The sequence below is a fragment of the Mesorhizobium montanum genome (assembly GCF_033977145.1).
In the GTDB taxonomy this organism is placed as follows: Bacteria; Pseudomonadota; Alphaproteobacteria; order Rhizobiales; family Rhizobiaceae; genus Mesorhizobium; species Mesorhizobium montanum.
This window is the reverse complement of sequence record NZ_JAVIJF010000027.1, coordinates 1-16,601: the sequence shown is the minus strand read 5'-3', so window position 1 is coordinate 16,601 and position 16,601 is coordinate 1. Positions and strand designations below refer to the sequence as shown.

The 16,601-nt window shown below is 63.0% G+C and carries 18 protein-coding genes; 10 read left to right on the top strand and 8 right to left on the bottom strand.

Annotation, left to right across the window (positions count from 1 at the left end; all coding sequences use genetic code 11):
* Positions 1-47 precede the first annotated feature (47 nt).
* The 3 genes from RFM68_RS28820 to RFM68_RS28810 form a co-directional block, all read right to left on the bottom strand.
* Positions 48-770: a 3-keto-5-aminohexanoate cleavage protein gene (locus RFM68_RS28820; RefSeq protein ID WP_320236398.1), complete on the bottom strand. Its 723-nt coding sequence runs from the start codon at positions 768-770 to the stop codon at positions 48-50.
* A 172-nt stretch (positions 771-942) separates the two neighbouring features.
* Entirely contained in the window at positions 943-1,875 is a 933-nt protein-coding gene (locus RFM68_RS28815; protein WP_320236397.1) for a dimethylarginine dimethylaminohydrolase family protein, read from the bottom strand.
* A 29-nt stretch (positions 1,876-1,904) separates the two neighbouring features.
* Complete coding sequence (locus tag RFM68_RS28810; RefSeq protein WP_320236396.1) at positions 1,905-3,497, bottom strand: zinc-binding metallopeptidase family protein; 1,593 nt, start codon at positions 3,495-3,497, stop codon at positions 1,905-1,907.
* A gap of 82 nt (positions 3,498-3,579) precedes the next feature.
* Between RFM68_RS28810 and RFM68_RS28805 the strand changes: the two genes are divergently transcribed.
* From RFM68_RS28805 to RFM68_RS28785, 5 genes are all read left to right on the top strand, one after another.
* Positions 3,580-4,476 carry a LysR substrate-binding domain-containing protein gene (locus RFM68_RS28805; protein WP_320236395.1) on the top strand — a complete coding sequence of 299 codons (897 nt, stop codon included), beginning with the start codon at positions 3,580-3,582 and terminating at the stop codon, positions 4,474-4,476.
* A 387-nt stretch (positions 4,477-4,863) separates the two neighbouring features.
* Positions 4,864-5,958, top strand: coding sequence for an ABC transporter ATP-binding protein (locus tag RFM68_RS28800; RefSeq protein ID WP_320236394.1), 1,095 nt, complete (start codon positions 4,864-4,866; stop codon positions 5,956-5,958).
* A gap of 70 nt (positions 5,959-6,028) precedes the next feature.
* Positions 6,029-7,141: an ABC transporter substrate-binding protein gene (locus RFM68_RS28795; RefSeq protein WP_320236393.1), complete on the top strand. Its 1,113-nt coding sequence runs from the start codon at positions 6,029-6,031 to the stop codon at positions 7,139-7,141.
* Positions 7,142-7,163: 22 nt separating this feature from the next.
* Positions 7,164-7,997 (top strand): ABC transporter permease, encoded by an 834-nt coding sequence (locus RFM68_RS28790; protein WP_320236392.1) that lies wholly within the window; start codon positions 7,164-7,166, stop codon positions 7,995-7,997.
* Between the two features lie 4 nt (positions 7,998-8,001).
* Positions 8,002-8,808, top strand: a complete 807-nt coding sequence (locus tag RFM68_RS28785; protein ID WP_320236391.1) for an ABC transporter permease — start codon at positions 8,002-8,004, stop codon at positions 8,806-8,808.
* Positions 8,809-9,226: 418 nt separating this feature from the next.
* Here RFM68_RS28785 and RFM68_RS28780 read toward each other — a convergent pair whose 3' ends face one another.
* Both RFM68_RS28780 and RFM68_RS28775 read right to left on the bottom strand, forming a co-directional pair.
* The gene (locus tag RFM68_RS28780; RefSeq protein WP_320236390.1) at positions 9,227-9,769 is read right to left on the bottom strand and encodes a cytochrome b; all 543 of its coding nucleotides are present in this window, start codon (positions 9,767-9,769) and stop codon (positions 9,227-9,229) included.
* Positions 9,770-9,991: 222 nt separating this feature from the next.
* Positions 9,992-10,351, bottom strand: a complete 360-nt coding sequence (locus RFM68_RS28775; RefSeq protein WP_040988334.1) for an ArsR/SmtB family transcription factor — start codon at positions 10,349-10,351, stop codon at positions 9,992-9,994.
* Between the two features lie 433 nt (positions 10,352-10,784).
* On the opposite strand from RFM68_RS28775, the gene RFM68_RS28770 reads away from it, so the two are divergent.
* Together RFM68_RS28770 and RFM68_RS28765 are read left to right on the top strand one after the other, a co-directional pair.
* On the top strand, positions 10,785-10,979 hold the full coding sequence (locus RFM68_RS28770) for a hypothetical protein (protein WP_320236389.1): 195 nt from the start codon (positions 10,785-10,787) through the stop codon (positions 10,977-10,979).
* A 110-nt stretch (positions 10,980-11,089) separates the two neighbouring features.
* Positions 11,090-11,335, top strand: coding sequence for a DUF982 domain-containing protein (locus tag RFM68_RS28765; protein ID WP_320236388.1), 246 nt, complete (start codon positions 11,090-11,092; stop codon positions 11,333-11,335).
* 152 nt (positions 11,336-11,487) lie between these two features.
* On the opposite strand, the gene RFM68_RS28760 is transcribed toward RFM68_RS28765, so the two are convergent.
* Positions 11,488-11,652, bottom strand: a complete 165-nt coding sequence (locus tag RFM68_RS28760) for a hypothetical protein (RefSeq protein WP_320236387.1) — start codon at positions 11,650-11,652, stop codon at positions 11,488-11,490.
* 282 nt (positions 11,653-11,934) lie between these two features.
* On the opposite strand from RFM68_RS28760, the gene RFM68_RS28755 reads away from it, so the two are divergent.
* Positions 11,935-12,177, top strand: coding sequence for a DUF982 domain-containing protein (locus RFM68_RS28755; RefSeq protein WP_320236386.1), 243 nt, complete (start codon positions 11,935-11,937; stop codon positions 12,175-12,177).
* Between the two features lie 307 nt (positions 12,178-12,484).
* Here RFM68_RS28755 and RFM68_RS28750 read toward each other — a convergent pair whose 3' ends face one another.
* Positions 12,485-13,429 (bottom strand): glycosyltransferase family 8 protein, encoded by a 945-nt coding sequence (locus RFM68_RS28750; RefSeq protein WP_320236385.1) that lies wholly within the window; start codon positions 13,427-13,429, stop codon positions 12,485-12,487.
* Positions 13,430-13,471: 42 nt separating this feature from the next.
* Complete coding sequence (locus RFM68_RS28745) at positions 13,472-14,011, bottom strand: CatB-related O-acetyltransferase (protein ID WP_320236384.1); 540 nt, start codon at positions 14,009-14,011, stop codon at positions 13,472-13,474.
* 255 nt (positions 14,012-14,266) lie between these two features.
* On the opposite strand from RFM68_RS28745, the gene RFM68_RS28740 reads away from it, so the two are divergent.
* Together RFM68_RS28740 and RFM68_RS28735 are read left to right on the top strand one after the other, a co-directional pair.
* The gene (locus tag RFM68_RS28740; protein ID WP_320236383.1) at positions 14,267-14,926 is read left to right on the top strand and encodes an FkbM family methyltransferase; all 660 of its coding nucleotides are present in this window, start codon (positions 14,267-14,269) and stop codon (positions 14,924-14,926) included.
* Positions 14,927-15,042: 116 nt separating this feature from the next.
* Complete coding sequence (locus tag RFM68_RS28735) at positions 15,043-15,969, top strand: hypothetical protein (protein ID WP_320236382.1); 927 nt, start codon at positions 15,043-15,045, stop codon at positions 15,967-15,969.
* Positions 15,970-16,601: the final 632 nt, after the last annotated feature.

The following is a 16,601-nucleotide window of genomic DNA, read 5'->3' as shown; positions in this document are numbered from 1 at the left end:
GGATTGAGTGCCGAACGTCTTTCCGTCCTTCGGGGGATTGGCTGTCTTCACGCCCCGCGATAAATCCCGACCGCCGCAGCAACAAGCGCGGCATTGCCCGCGGCCATGGTTCCGTCCGGCAGTTCCTTCCCGTCCTCCAATCCCACGCGTGTCGAAAGCTTCCGCGCCGCCGCGCGCTCCACGAAGGGCCACACGGTGGCGTTCTCGCCATGCAGCAGAATCGAGCGGCGGATGCCGGCGTGTTCCAGCACCTTCTCGATCCCGTCGGCGACGGCAAAGGCCTCGTCCAGCGTCTGCTCTGAAATCTCGATCAGCACGCGCAGCACCCGGCCGCCATGGTCGAGGCCGACCAGCCGCTCGGCGTCGGCGATGGAGGCCAGGCCGGCCTCGATGCCGATGCCGCGCTGGCGCAGGCTCTCCATGACGACCGGCGCCGCCGTCTCACTGAGATTGACCGAGGCATAGTCGGGCAGTTCGCGCCACCCGGAGATGGCAACCAGCGTGCGAAGATCGTCCTTCTCGATCCAGGCGCCGGTGGAGACGCCGATCAGTGTGCCTGGGCAGGCGCGGCGGAGTGCTGCGACCGTCCTGTCCATCGCATCCGGCGCCAGGCTCTCTCGGCCGTCGGCCCCGCGCGCATGCACATGCAGTTCGGCCGCGCCCGCCGCGATCGACGCCGCGGCGTCGCGCGCCATGGCCTCAGGGTCGAGCGGGAGAGCGGGGTGGAAATCGGCGGGGCGTGCGCCGTTTATGCAGGCCTGGACGATCATCTTTGCGGCAATCCTGTTTCGAGCGGCGAGAGCCTAGCGCAGGATCAGATTGGTCGGAACCGGGGCGATGAAATCTCCTGACAGGCCGAGGCGATATGCACCCATATCCCCCTGGCCTGTCGGCCAGAGGGATAGGCGTTCATCGCAGACAATTGCCGGATTTCAAAACCCGTTACACCGGTACGCGCTTCAGCGCCTGCGCCATGCAATGGATGCCGCCGCCGGTCTTGGAGATCTCGCTCATGTCAACGGCCGCGACCTCGAAGCCCTGCGCCTTCAGCTTTTCGATCAGCGTCTTGCTGGAGGTCGGCGCGATCACCCTGTCCTTGCCGAGCGACATGAAGTTGCAGCCGAGCGCCATCGTGTCCTGGAACGGCACGTCGATGATCTCGTGGCCCTTGCCCTTCAGCCAGTCGACGATGCCGGGCTCGGTGCAGGCGAGGCAGACGGCGGTGAGCTTTTCGGCGATCGGCACCACCATCAGGTCGATATGGACGTAATATTCGTCGATGAAGGCGATGCGCGTCTCCCAGCCCTCCCTGTCGAACCAGGCCTGCACCTGGCGCGCGCCCTCTTCCTGGGTGCGGGCGCCGCCGCAGCCGATCAGCACCACGCCGTCCTCGATGACGTTGAAGTCGCCGCCTTCGAAGGTGCCGGCGGTCACCATGTCGTAGATCGGGATGCCGAGCTTTTCATAGGTGCGGATGGCGGCATAATTCTCGCCGCGCCGCCACCAGTTTGCCATGGCGGTGATGAAGGCGCCGTAGGGCGTCATGACGCTGGAATCGCGCGAATAGACCTGCATCGGCAGTTCCGGCGTCGGCTCGTGCCAGTGGATGTTGACGCCGAAATGCTCGTAGGCCGCGACAAGGTCCTTATGCTGCGCCTGCGCGATCTGGACGTTGCAGGGCGCCTCGCGCAGATGTTTCCTCGACAGCGAGCTGGTCGACAGATGCCTGAGGAAATTCGGCGAGCCGAGCAGCACGTCGGTCAGGACGTCGGTCTCGTTGGCGAAGCCCCAGGCGGTCAGCGGCTTGGTGCCGCCGGCGGGGTTGCGGCGCTGCAGCGAGAACGGCTCGGCGACGATACGGTCATGGACGGTCATGGGATTCTCCTCGAGCTGATGTTGCGTGTTCAAGCGGTGGAAGCGGCCGGTATCCACCAATCGCGCCCGCGCGGCGTGGTGACATACTCCGGCCAGCGGAAGTTGATCGGCGGTTCGTAATCGCAGAGCGGCGCGATCCAGTTCGAGCCGCCAATGCCGCCGCCGGTGCGGGCGACGAACTCGTCCATGGCGGCATCGCGCGCTGCGTTGTCTTCCAGCAGGCGCAGCGCCGTCAGCGCGATTGTCTTCGAGGCGCAGGTGACCATCGGATCGATAGTGGCCGAAATGCCGCCCAGCGCGTTCATCACCCAGGCCGGATAGGCTTGGCCATTGGCTGAGCGCAGCGCCGGGCGAGCGACATAAAAGCGCGAGGTCGGCGCATGCCAGCTCATGTCGGTGTAGTCGTCCGAGGTGGAGTTGACCTGCGACGGCGGCAGGTCGCGGCGCAGGATCGCCTCGGCTTCTTGCGGCGCGATCAGCCGCTCCAGTTCGTCGATGAACGGGTTCCCGGTCGCCTGGCCGCCGGCATTGACCTGGACCTCGCGGCCGATCGCCCTCGCCGCCTCGTCCCAGCGCGGCGCGCCGACGGTCGACAGCGACTGATAGGTGATGTCGGCCATGGCGTGGTTGGCGAGCCCCGGCCGCGACTTCGACACCCAGTGGCGTTCGTGGCGGCAGCCGCTCATCTTGGCCGCCGCTTCCGCGTTGCGGTCAAGCACAGCGGTCACCTGCTCGGCCATGGCAATCGTTGGCACGCGGATCATGTACTGGATTTCGGCAAGGCCCGCCGGCAAATTGTCGGCGGTCGCCTGCCCGGCGGTCAGGATCGCCTCGCTGATCGACCAGCCGCCCTGATGCGTCAGCATGGAATCGCGCAGCGCCTTGGAGGCCATGTACATCATCATCAGCGCGTCGTTGGCGCCGGGCGCCCTGACCGCCGAATGCGCCTGCGGGATGGGTGCTGCATCGGTTGCGCGAACCCAATTTCCGGGTTCGTCGCACACGAAGCGGTAGATCATCGCGTAAGCCGCGCCGCAATGCGTGTCCCAGCGCGCGGTGTTGCAGAGCGGCAGCATGTAGAAAGGGTGGAAGGAGATCATGCCGGCAAGGCCGTCGTAATAGCCCTTGGCGGCATGGATCGGCTTCGAGCCCCTCACCTTCTCGGCCGGCTCGCCGGTGAAGCGCAGCGTGCCCTTGATGCCGTGCTCCAGCATCGCCGCCTTGGTGGCTAAAAGGCCGCCAAGGCTGCCGATGCCGAGACCCGAATGCGGATCGGTATGGCCGCCCGCCTCGACGCCGAGGCCCGGCCGCGGTCGCTTCACGGTCGCGGCATCCTGGCAGTTGCCGGGCACGGCGTCGTACTCGCCATACATGCCGATCACCGGGCCGGGGCCATTCGTCCAATGGGCGCAGAAGGCGGTCGGCATGCCGCCCGAGCCTTCCTCGACCGAAAAGCCCTCGCGCCTCAGCCGATCGACATACCAGGCCGCCGATTGATACTCGCGCCAGGCGGTTTCGCCGAAATCGAAGATGGTGCGCGTCCAGGCCGACAGCAGCGGCTGGATGCTGTCGATGCAGGCAAGCGCGGTTTCCTGCGCGGAACTCGTCACCGGTTTGTCCATGCCGCAAAGAAAGCAGTGAAGCGGCTCATCAAAAAGTGATATGTTTTCCCGGTTCGTGCAAATTCGGTTCACCTGAGGCCTCTTGCGAATACCTTCCACGCAGGCGCTGCGCGCCCTCGACAGTTTTGCTCGTCATGGCAGCGTATGGCGCGCCGCCGACGAGCTCCACCTCACCCGCAGCGCGGTCTCGCATCAGTTGCGCCTGCTCGAGCGCGACCTCGGCTTCGATCTCCTGCAGCGCATCGGCAAGGGCGTAGCGCTGACGCCGCGCGGCCAGCGCTACGCGGCCGATGTCAGGAAGGCGCTGACCGTGCTCGGCGACGCGGGAGCGCAGAACAGCGGCGCCGGCGTCGGCGGCTCCTTCGGCATCTCCTGTCCGCCGGGCTTCGCCTCGATGTTCCTGTGCACCCATATCGGCGAATTCCAGCAGATGTATCCGGATGTGGCGCTTTCGGTGCTGACGCCGCGGCGGCTCGACGACGTCAGCAATCCGGAGGCCGACGCCTTCATCGCCTTCGGTGTCGGCAACTGGCCGAACCGGGCGGTGGAGCTGCTCTGCGAAGTCTCCTTCACGCCGCTCTGCAGCCCGACGCTGCTCAACAAGATCGGCGGATTTTCCAAACCCGCCGACGTGCTGCGCGCCAATCTGCTGCATCTCAGCGACACCGAGGACTGGGCGCGCTGGCTGGCGCTGTCCAAAGTGGAAAATCCCGACACCGAGGGCGGTATCTTCTTTTCCGACATGAACCTCGTGTTCTCTGCTGCGATCGCCGGCCAGGGGATTGCACTGGGCGACGAACTGACCGGCCGCCGGGCGCTGAGCGAGGGCCGGCTGGTCAAGCCCTTCGAAGCGTCGGTCCCCTCGCCGCGCGCCTATTTCCTGGTCTTCGAGCATGCCAAGGCGGGGCACCCGGTGCTCAACGCTTTCAGCGACTGGCTGCGGGCGAAGCTGTCGGAGAACAGCCTGGCGAAGTATTGAGGGCGGGGCGGAGGCTGACACTCCGGAGGATGTGATACGGAGCGCCAACCTTCCAGTCATCATCCTCGGGCTTGACCCGAGGATCCTGCCGTGGCGATCGCGAAGGCAGGCCTATCAGAATTCTGCACCGTTGCAGATCTCAGAGGTCACGGCATGGATTCCAGGGTCTGCGCGCGTCGCTTCGATCCTTGCTCCGCCCTAGAATGACGACGGCATGGGTGGCTTCCGCCAAATCGCGAACGCTTGTGAGCGCACTGACGCCAGCGCTTCCCCGCTTCACAACCCCCACCACCCGTGAATCAAATTTGCCGATCAGGCGAAAACTATTCGGTTGCGGTGAGCCCCGGCCCTGCCTACGATTTGGATGACGGTGAGGAAAGAGGCAGGATGCAGCAACCCGGCCGGGCGGCGGAGATCAAGGCGAACGGGATCGGCAAGAGCTTCGGCTCGTTCCGGGCGCTGGATAATCTCACGCTCGATATCGGCCGTGGCGAGTTCCTGACGCTGCTTGGACCCTCCGGCTCCGGCAAGACCACTTTCCTGATGATCCTCGCCGGCTTCGTGCAGCCGAGCGAAGGCAAGCTTTTCAGCGACGGCGTCGACATCACCAACCGCCCGGCCGAGCAGCGCGCCGCCGGCATGGTGTTCCAGGGCTACGCTTTATTCCCGCATATGAGCGTGGAACAGAACATCGCCTTCCCGCTCAAGGTGCGCAAGAAATCGGCTTCCGAGATCAAGCAGCGCGTCGGCGAGATGATCGAGCGCGTCGGGCTCCGGGGCCATGAGAAGAAGCTGCCGACGCAGCTTTCCGGCGGCCAGCAGCAGCGCGTGGCGCTGGCCCGCGCGCTGGTGTTCGAGCCGGGCGTGCTGCTCCTCGATGAGCCGTTTTCAGCGTTGGACAAGAGCCTGCGCGGCCAAATGCAGGCCGAGATGAAGCGCCTGCACCACGAGACCGGAACCACTTTCGTCTTCGTCACCCACGACCAGAGCGAGGCGCTGGCACTGTCGTCGCGCGTCGCCATCTTCAATCACGGCAAGCTGTTGCAGGTGGGCGCGCCGGACGAGGTCTATGACCGGCCGGACAACCGCTTCGTCGCCGAGTTCCTGGGCGAGATCAACATGCTGCCGCTGAAGGGCGTCATGCCCGCCGACAATGGCGCGACAGGCTTGTGCGAAGACCGCGCGGTGAACATGCGCTGCAAGGCGGAGAAAGTCCGTGGCGATGCTATCCTTGCCATCCGTCCCGAGCACATGTCGATCGCGCCGGAAGCTTCGGCCAACGAGAACGGCATTGCGGCGACCGCGGTTGCCTCGACCTATCTGGGCGCGGCAACCAAGCTCGACCTCACCACGCGCCAGGGCGCCAAGGTCACCGTCTCGGTGCCGAATGAGGTCGCGGCCGCGGCTTTGAGCAAAGGCAATTCCGTCTGGCTGACCTGGCCGGCGGAAAAGGGTTTCCTCCTTCCGGACGGAGGACAATAAGCATCGCTCGTGCGGCCTGAAATCGCCGCCCGGCTTCCGGTTCAAATCAACGACAACAAGGGGAACTGACATGAACGATACCAAGAAACAGACCATCGAATCCCTCGCCGAGCGGACCAGGCGCGGCGAGATTTCGCGCCGCCAGTTCGCGCAGCTAGCGGGCCTGGTGCTCGCCGGCACGCCGCTGCTGTTACGCTCGACCGGCGCTTTCGCGGAGACCAAAGGGCTGGTGCTGGTGAACTGGGGCGGCGACGCCATCACCGCTTACGACGCCGCCTACGGCCAGGCCTTCACCAAGGACACCGGCATCCCGGTCAAGATGGATGGCTCGGGCCCGACCGAGGGCGCGATCGCCGCGCAGTACAAGAGCGGCGCGCCGACCTGGGACCTGGTCGACGTCGATCCGTTCTCGGCCATCACGCTGGGCGGCCAGGGCATGCTCGAGCCGATCGACTACAAGATCGTCGACAAGAGCAAGATGCGGCCGGGCTTCGGCTGGGAATATGCGGCGTCCACCTATTTCTTCTCCTATGTGATCGCCTACGACTCGCAGAAGTTCGGCTCTAATGCGCCGACCGGCATGGCCGACTTCTTCGACATCAAGAAGTTCCCCGGCAAGCGCTCGCTCTACAAATGGGGCGTGTCGAGCTGGGAGGCCGCCCTCCTCGCCGACGGGGTGGCACCCGCCTCGCTCTATCCGCTCGACCTGAAGCGCGCGCATGACAAGATCGCAGCCTTCAAGGAAAACGTCGTCTCCTACTGGGGCGGCGGCGCCGAGAGCCAGAGCGTGCTACTCAACGGTGAAGCCTCGATGGCGATCGTGTGGTCGACCCGCGCCTCGCTGATCGAGAAGGATTCGGGCGGCCAGATCAAGTTCATCTGGGACCAGGGCCTGATCTCGCCCGGCGCGCTGGCGGTGCTGAAGAACAATCCCGGCGGCAAGGACGCGGCGATGAAGTTCATCGCCAGCACCCAGGATCCGCAGAAGGAACTGGTGATGTTCGACAAGCTCGGCCAGGGCCCGGCGAACCCGGCCGCCGACGCGCTGATCCCGGCGGACAAGAAGCGCATCAACCCGGTCGACCCGGAAAACATGAAGAAGCAGATCGCCCTTGACATGGACTGGTACGCCAAGAATTACGGCGCGGCGCTCGACGAATACACCAAGATCATCTCGGCCTGACCGGCCAAGACGTTGATCTGACATGAGAGGCATCCTCTCCGACAGGATGGGCGCGGCGCTGTTGATGGCGCCGCTGCTCCTGTTCCTGGTGCTTGTCTACGCCTGGCCGTTCCTCGGCGTGGTGAAGTGGAGTTTCACCTTGCCGACGCCCGGCCTCGGCCAGTACCACGCCCTGCTCACCGACGAGTTGGTGCAGTCGGTGTTCATCCGCACGCTGCGCATCGCGGCGATCGTCACCGTCGTTTCGGTCACCGCCGCCTATGCCATCACGGTGGTGTGGGTGCGCGGCAGCCCGGTGCAGCGCGTGCTGGCCGAATTCTGCATCCTGGTGCCGTTCTGGATCTCGGTGCTGACGCGCGCCTTCGGCTGGGTGGCGCTGTTATCCAACCGCGGCCTGATCAACACCTGGCTGCAATCGATCGGCTTCATCTCCGAGCCGCTGACCTTGGTGCGCAACGAGTTCGGCGTCATCGTCGGCATGTCGCATTTCCTCATCCCCTTCGCGGTGTTTCCGCTGGCGTCGGCCATGCGCAGCCTTGACGAGCGCGTGCTGCTCGCGGCGCGCGGGCTGGGCTCCAGCCGCTTGCGGACCTTCTGGATGGTGTTCGTGCCGATGACGCGTTCCGGCATCATCGGTTCGGCGCTGATCACCTTCGTGTTCTCGCTCGGCTTCTTCGTCACGCCGGCGATCCTCGGCGGCGGCCGCAGCGTGATGATCGCGGAGCTGATTTATCTGCGCATCTTCCAAAGCCCCGACTGGGGGCTGGGTGCTGCGATCAGCGTCGTGCTGGTGGTGTTCGTCGCTGCGCTGATGGCGCTTCTGTTCCGCTACGTCAAACCAAAGCAATTGGTGTAGCGCGATGCCGACCTACCGCCCCGGTCCCGTCTCGCTGATCCTCGCCGTGCTGGTGGCGCTGTTCCTGCTGATGCCGCTGCTTGCCGTCATTCCGGTGTCGCTGACGCCAAGCCGAATGCTGACCATGCCGACGGGAGAATTGTCGCTGCGCCACTACCGCTCGCTGATCGAGGATCCGCGCTGGCTGGAGTCCATCCTGCTCTCGCTGCGGATCGGCATCGTCAGCAGCATCCTCTCCACGGTGCTTGCCCTCACATTCAGCCTCGGCGTCTGGATGTTCCAGCCGCGTTTCACGGCAGCCCTTGTCGGCTTCGTGCTGTTGCCGATGGTGGTGCCGCCGGTGGTCTCCGCGGTGACGCTCTATTTCCTGCTCACCTCGGTCTCCGGCGTCACCTCATTCTTCGGCTACGACACCTGGCTCGGCGTCGCCATGGCGCATTCGGTGATGACGGTGCCTTTTGCCACGGTGCTCATCCTGGTGTCGCTCAGCCAGCTCGACCGGCGCATCGACCTTGCCGCGCGCGGGCTGGGCGCCAGCGTGTGGGAGCGCGCGACGCGTATCATCATGCCCAACATCAAGTTCGGCATCGTCACCGCGGCGCTGCTGTCCTTCGTGCTCTCCTGGGAAGAGATCGGCGTGACGCTGTTCATCACCTCGGTCAACGCAATCACCCTGCCCCGGCTGATGTGGATGGGCCTGCGCGACAACATCGATCCCGCGATCGCGGCACTTTCGGTAATCTTGATCATCATCACCGTGCTGGTGCTCGTCGCGCGCAGCTTGATCACAAGGCAGCGCAACGCACACTGAAGCGGTCCGCTGCGCATCGCGCTGAAACGGACTCAGGCGAGGCGCTTTTAAGTCTTGTTTTGATGCAGTTTGTTCTCCCAAAACCGCTGCGCGCTTTTGGGAGACATGCGTTAAATCGAAAGAGGCCCGCCGGGAGCGGCGAGCCTCTTACGGAGCCTAAGTGGAAGCTCGGCTCCGTCATGATCCGGGGGTGTGGATCGCCTCGAAGGTTAGCCAACAGAACTCGGCCGGGCGACTTACAAATCCGTAACCTTCGGACCGGCAAGATCGGGCGGCGCCGGCAAAAAGTAGCGTGTTATCATCGCCTTGCGAGTATCCGCGAGGCCGCCGCTGAGCGTCCTTCAATCAAAAGTGATGGAGCACAGGCACGAAGCGCGGCCGGCGCAGCCCACCGCAACGTGATGAGCGGAACCGCTGGCTAGCGATTTCCCGGCATCATCCTGGTCAGGATCGCGTCCCGGCGAATGAAGTGATGATAGAGCGCGGCCAAGGCGTGCAGGCCGGCCACGATCAGTATGCCGTTGGCGCATAGCGAATGCAGCTCGCGAATGGTCCGCGCGGTCGCTCGGTCCGGAGCAAACGGGGCCGGCACCGTGAACAGGCCGAAGAAGCTCAATGCGTCGCCCCTGAACCAGGTCAACAGGATGCCGAGGACGGGAATCGCGACGAGCAGCGCGTAAAGGGCAAAATGTCCGACCTTCGCAGCGGTCCGCTCAAGCGGAGACATTTCGGCCGGAAGCCCAGGCGTCCCCCTCACGCCGCGCAGGACCACCCGCCAAAAGACAAGTGCGGTGAGCAGCAGGCCGAGGGAAATGTGCAATCGCCAGATGGCGTCGACCGCCGGGTCGCCACGCGGATAGAACTCTTCGCCAAAAGTTAGACCGTAGAGCAGAACGACGAGGGCAAAGAGAGCCCAATGCAGGAACTTCTGACTGGACGTGTAGGTGGTGATGACGGTCATCGCTCGGCTCCATTGGACACTTACCCGTGTTTCGGGCGTGTTCCTGGCAGACTTGTGACCGCTAAATTAAGAATCGGTAAGGCTTCGACCAATTGACAAGTTGGTGCAGACAGACGCCCCCGCGCCGAATGCGCGGCAGTTTCACCTATCTGCATTCCGAGCCGGTAAAGCGGCGCCGCGCGGACGAAGGCCCCCCGGCCTCGTCCGTGCGTGGCAGGCAGTTCACGCCGCTTGCGGCCGCCGCATCCTCTCGACAAAAGCCTGCCTTGCCGGTCCGGCAAGCGGCTTGTCCATGGCCAGCAGGCCATCGAGCAGCGCCAGAAGTTCGCGCGCTGCCGAAGACTTGCAGGAATAATAGACCATCTGACGATCGCGGCGGGTTTCGACCAGGCCAAACCTGCGCAGCTTGGCCAGGTGTTGCGACAGCGCCGACTGGCTGAGTTCGACCTTGTCGGCGAGCACGCCGACGGAGAGTTCGCCCTCGGCAAGGTAGTTCATGATGAGCAGACGCTTCTCGTTGCCCATTACCGCAAGAAAGGCTGCCGCGCTTTCTGCGTTGGCGGTAAGTTTCTTAGTGACCATCGATTTCCCCATGGTTCATGCTCTTCCGAAGGCCATGGGGGCAATGGCTTCAGAGTTCCAGAGCGTTGGTGAGCCTGCCCCGATTTGGACACGGGACCTGCCCTGCTTCTTTTCGACCAGAACCCCTTCGTAACCCGGTTGCCACCACGTCGGGGTTGTTGGTCTCGGATAAAACGCACGGCGCTTTTCCCAGCCAAGTCAATGCAGACTCGGAAAAATTCCGCGCTGCTAATGCGTATCAGCGCAGCGCTCTTTCAGCAAGAATATAACGAGGCCCGCAAAAACGGCGGCCAGCCGCAGGGTAAGGAAGCACGCCGGCCGCCATGCCCGGCGAAAGCGACCTCGCCGCAATGTTGGCGCGACTCACTCCCGATCTTGAAGCATGCTAATATTGGCCGGGCAAAAAAGAGGGGCCGGGCTAGAGGAGGAAGCCATGTCCGTTGCACGCAACACATTCACCCCCGACCAGACGGCCATGCTTGGCCGTGTCTACGCGAACGGCAGTGTCGAGGGCGAGACCACAGAGCAGAAGGAAGCGCGCGCTTCGCGCATCATAGCCAACTACATGGCGGGCATCACCGACGAGAGAGAACTGATCGAGCTTTCGCGGCGGCCGCTCGGAAGATGAGCAGCGCGCGCCGCCTTCGCCGGACGGTTTCACGTTAAGTTGACGTTGCGGAGTGGAACCCACTGAAAAGCATCGCGTTTCGATGCTTTCGGCGGGCAAGGATTTTAGCAATGACCCAGGGATGGTTTTCCAAGCCGGTGGAGGTGGCCGTCGGCATAGCGGGCTCAATCCGGCATATCTCAAATGCGCAGCAAGCCGTCGAATTGCTGACCGGCCAATGGCGCGATGCCGGCAGCACGCTCCATGCCTCGGCGCTGCGGGCCTGCCGCCGGGCAATCAGCGGCGATGTCGCGGCGGACAACGCCAGGGAGGCCTTCATCAGCGCCGCGCGCGAGGCGCATGTGCTGGTGGAATAGAGTGTGGCGGGGCCGGCGTGCCACAGGCCGCCTGTCGATAGAAAAGCCATAAAGGCACCAGCACCGCGAACGCTGCCGGAGAGAGCGGATTCCGGCTCGAAAGATGCACATGGCCAGGTAAAGCAGGGTGAACATGCCTGGCGGTGTCGGTCCTACCGATTGCGCGAATTGACGGAAAACCGACGCGCCCTTCGAAACGCGTGCACCCGATCCGCTTCATCATGCACACGGTTTCGCCGGGTCTCCTCGTAAAGCCCGAAAGCGGTCGCCATCAACGTCGCGACGGTCATGGCGAGTGCAAGCACGGCGATAAGCATGAGGTCTTCCCGCGGTTCATCAGCCTGCCGGATCTATTAGCGCCGCCCGCGAGGGTATGTCAGTGACTTTGGTCACATGATTTTTGAGCGGCTCGGATCGCGTATCCGCAGGGCGCGTGAGCCGGTCCGAACGCGGCCCGTCGCCGCCTCAAAATTCTTCGGAACCTAATGCGCGATGGTTGGTTAACGCGTGGGTCCGCAGCCACTCCCACGGACCCTGCATCGGGCGCCATTCGGCGCCGCTTGCTTGCTCTAAAGACAATCATAAGCACGGAGGAAGTGATGAACGATGTCTGGTTTTCCGAACCAGTCGTGATCGATTTCCAGCCAAACGGCCAGCGCAAGGTATCGAGCTGCTTCGAGGCGATGGAATGCCTCGACCAGCGTTGGCCGGGACAGGCGCGCGACGGCGCCTGGCGCTCGGCAAGCCGCGTCTGCCGCGACGCTCTCGACGGCCTGCGCAGCCCGGCGGAAGCCCGCAAGACGCTGCGCAAGGCGGCCAAGGTCGCCGGCCTGCTGGCTTAATCCTGAAATTACCGCATGGTGTCCCGCCAGGGGCGCCAGCCAGCCCGTCGCGGTTTCCCATTGCCGCGGCGGGCTTTGTGCTTTGAAGGCGAGGCGACGGCCGGCGCATACTCTGGATGCGTTCAAGCACGCATCCCGTGGGGTACATGAAAACGCCGGCCGCTGGGCTTCGGGGTGCCTGACGGGTTCAGGCCTGTCCATTTCGGCGAGTCGGGCGCCAGCCCGCAACGCGAGCGCCGGAGCGTGGTAAACGAGCGGTTACTATCCACAGGGTCAATCAGGCAAACGTGCCGGCATTCGGGCCGGATCAGGCGAAACCGCCAAGCACTTCCGGGAACTGGACCGCCATTGCGCCTTCATCCGCCTGCCGGGCGTAGATCCGGTGCATCGTCCTGCCGTCATATCTGGCCCGGCGGCGCTGCACGTCCTTGCCGAAAAGGCCGGCAAAAGCGTCAAACCGCCGCAAGAAGCGCTTCGTCACGCCGCGTTCGAAGGGTATGCGCTGCTCGAAGGGCCTGCCCCAGGGCGTGTCCCTGGCCAGCTCGCGCCAGATTCTCAACGCTTCGAGCTCGACCCCGACCTGGTTGCCCCACGGCTTGCCGCCCGCGAAATGCCGGGCATAGGCCTGGGAGAAGCGAAACTCTCTCGTTCCAAGCGATTGCAAATTCCAGTTCGGATGCATTGTCTGCCACTTGCCCTCGAAGGCGACGTTGAGGGCATTTTGGTCGTTCATTTGTCCGTCGACCGCGAGCTTGCGGGCCTGCTTTAGAAGATCCTGTTCGCGCACCGGCGGCATGTTGAAGACGACGATGCCGGCGTTGAAATAAGGCGCGCCCGGCTGCATCGAGAGCTTGTTCCGATACCCTGGCCGGAAATACATGTAGTCGTCATGCGCCGCGAGCAGCGGCGCATGAATCGGCTGCCCCACCAAGTCCGCGACGTCCCGGTTGAAAAGAACATCGCAATCGATATGCGCAATGTGATCGTACGGCGCAAACTCCGGGAACTGGTCGGCGAAGAGCCGGATGAAGGTCGCCACGCCTCCCGGCCGGAAGCGGTAGCCGGATCCGGCCATGAAGGCGGCGACATCGATGATTTCAACGCGGTCCCTCAGCAGGCGATCGGCAGTTTGTCTATCGGCCTCACTCGCCCCGATATGCAAGATGAAGCCGGGCGTAGTTTTCTGTGAAACATCCAGAATTCGGCGCGTCGCCAGGCAGGCGTACGGGAAGTAGCTGGCGTCAGCCGCCACGAAGAAACATGACTTCCTCATTCGCCACAGTCCACGCCAAATCTATTTCGCAACGGCGCTTGCCACAAAATGCTTGTCAATGAAAGTCTCGATGGGGCCGATAAGCACGTCGGCTTCGCGCTTTATCTTCTCGTCGTCCCACTGCCACCACTGAATGGCGATCAACTTCGAGATGATGTCCTCGGAAAAGCGATATTTTATCACCTTGGCGGGAGACCCGCCGACAATCGCGTAGGGCGGCACTTTTTTAGTAACCACCGCGCCTGCCCCGACGATCGCGCCGTCGCCGATCTCGACTCCTGGCAGGACTATGGCGCCATGGCCGATCCAGACATCGTTGCCGAGGGTCACACCACCCGGCCTGCCGCCATTCTCAATTGGTTCGGGCCGCTTCAGCATTCGGCTATAGATCGGAAACGAGGTCGCGCTGCGGGTCAGATGCTGGCCGGAGCACATGAACAGCGCCTGGCCGGCCACTGAGCAGAAGGCGCCCACTCTCAACGGCGCAGTCTCTGTCGGGAACAAAATCTTTCGCCATGTAACCCCGTAGGTGTGGCGGCCAACGGTCACATGCTCCGGCAATTTGGAGCGCGCGTCCTTGTACCATTTGGAAAACATCGACATCTAGAAACCTCCCCCTAAAATCTCCGGTGGCATAGCAGCATCTCAGCCGCGCCAGCAACCCAGGCGATCCGAATGGATGGCCGCATCTGCAGCCCAGCAACGCGATCGAGCCGTCGAAAGCAACAGGAGCTTTCACCGAGGCGGTCACACAAGTGCGGTTGATACTCGATCAAGCCAAGACTATACGCACACAGATCAAACGGCGGACGGACTGTGTTACAGGAAAGTTATCTCGAGTTCATTTTGCGCTGGCATCTGTACCGCAGATGGCATCGTCCGCCGCGTCCGAAGCGGCAGGCCGAATTCAATTTCCATCAGCTGATGAAAGCCATCCCCGCAAACGGCCTGTTCATCGATCTTGGCGCCAATGTCGGGGATGTCACGCGGCACGCGCTGAGCTACGGCATGAAGGTGATTGCCTTCGAGCCTGACCCCACCGCGCTCGAAATGCTGACGCGCCGCTTCGGCAACGACCAACGAGTGACTATCATTCCGAAAGCGGTCGGTGGGTCGGCGCGAAAGGCCACCCTCCATCAGCGACCCGACGCTCGCAACATCCGCATGACAGAGTGGTCATCCCTGTTCGAGGTACCAGCGCATGCGAAGGGGAGCGCCTTTGAAGTCGAAGTGATCGACCTGGTGCAATTCCTAAAAGGAATTTGCGACCCCATTGCAATCGTCAAAATGGACATCGAGGGCGCCGAGGCGGAATGCATCGAAGCTATGCTGGACGACGGTATCTATCGTTCCATAGGCCGAATCCTGGTCGAGACCCACGAAAGGCTATCGCCCGACCTAGCCGCGAGGATAGGAGCGCTCCGCGACCGCATTTCCCGCGAAAATATCACCAACATCGACCTGGATTGGGGCTGAAGCGAAGCCGCCAAACCATCTCCCGCCCTTTGCGCTGGCCGGAGAAATTCCAGCCGGTTGATTTTTTGGCGACGTCGGGCAAAGAGAACTTCAGGCGGTAGCTTTGCGAGGCAACCTTGGCATTCAAACCAATCGTAGACAGACTAAGCCAAAGCCGGACGGTGATCCGGGTAAAGGAGCTCAGAAACCAGCTCGTCTATAAGATCTTCGAATACCGAGGTGGTGCGTCCGGGCGCCTGCTTGCAAAACAATTGCAGGACGCCGCGGTGTCGCGTGTGTGCATCACGATCGCATTCAACGTACCGTGGGTGATCGACGCTTTGACGAAAGCGTGGGAAATGCGGCCGCCGGGGATGACGCTGGTCGTCGTCGACAATTCAACCAAGGTCGAGGCGAGAGAAGCCATTGCGCGCATCTGCAAAACGCGCGGTGTGCCCTATCTTGCTCTGCCTATGCGGGTCGAAAAGCACCTGTCGAGATCGCACGGAACGGCGATCACCTGGGCGTTCCACAACATCGTGCGTCACCTGAAACCGGAGCTCTTCGGCTTCATCGATCACGACTGCTTCCCGGTCGCGCCGTTCGACATCCCGTCCAAGCTGGCCGGCAGAACCGTATATGGCCGCAGGGCATACGGCACCGAAAATCACGTATACAAGGCCAGGCCGGGCGATCGGCACTGGAATCTATGGGCAGGCTATTGCTTCTACCGGTTCTCCGCCGTGGCCGGCTGCAAATTGGATTTCGATCCCCGCTTGAGCCTCGGCCTCGACACCGGCGGAGCGAACTGGGCGATTCTTTATTCGAAGCTCGCCGAGACGGATGTCGCCGCCGCAACCGTAGAACAGCGGCCAATGACGATGGCGGGCGCGGTGGGCCACCACGAATTCATCGACGGCGCCTTCTTTCACCTCGCCGGCGTGTCCTACCCCGAAAGGCCTGGCTATCACCATCGAACGGCGGAGCATCGGGAAATGCTTCGAGATTATGTTTGGAGCACGTATCTGGGCGGCCCGGCCGGACAGGCCGTAAGTGACTTCTAAGCGGCGGCCGCCACGCGATCTGCTCCACGGCAATACCGCACCCGAAGGGGCGCGCCTTTCTCGTGGCCGACCTCCTGGCCTAGGGTTAGATCCAGAGTCAGCCGGATCTCGCAAATCCTTGAATAAACTGGCGAACCCGGCAGGAAGACAATTTACTTTATCTATCAATGGTTTAGCTGAAGGTGGGACGCCAAATTTTCTCAATGCTTTCAATTGTGAAGGATTGGATTTTGTCTCACTTTTGTGCAGGATTCAATCGGCAAGCTCAGCCTTGGCTGGCATGGATTCCGGCCCGACGCACCGAAGCCCACCCCCCCACCCCGCGACTAATTCTTGAGGAATTTCTTCTTCGCCCAGCCCTTCCCCCTCGACACCCGGAAAAGCAATCAACCGGAGCGCCTGCCGACGGATGGGATTCGGCCAGGTGCGGAAACCGGAGGCGAGATAAGTTCTCAGTCGATGACGGCGCCAACCATCGCGGCTTACTCCGGAGCCATCGCCGGCAGACTAGTACCTGTGCACAGAGATTATGACTCTTTGGCGGTGGGCTTTGGATAGGCTTTGGCCAATTTGAGGCGCGCCTGTTCGGTCGAGAACATCCAATTGATGCGCGCGCCGCTGGCGTTTCGCTG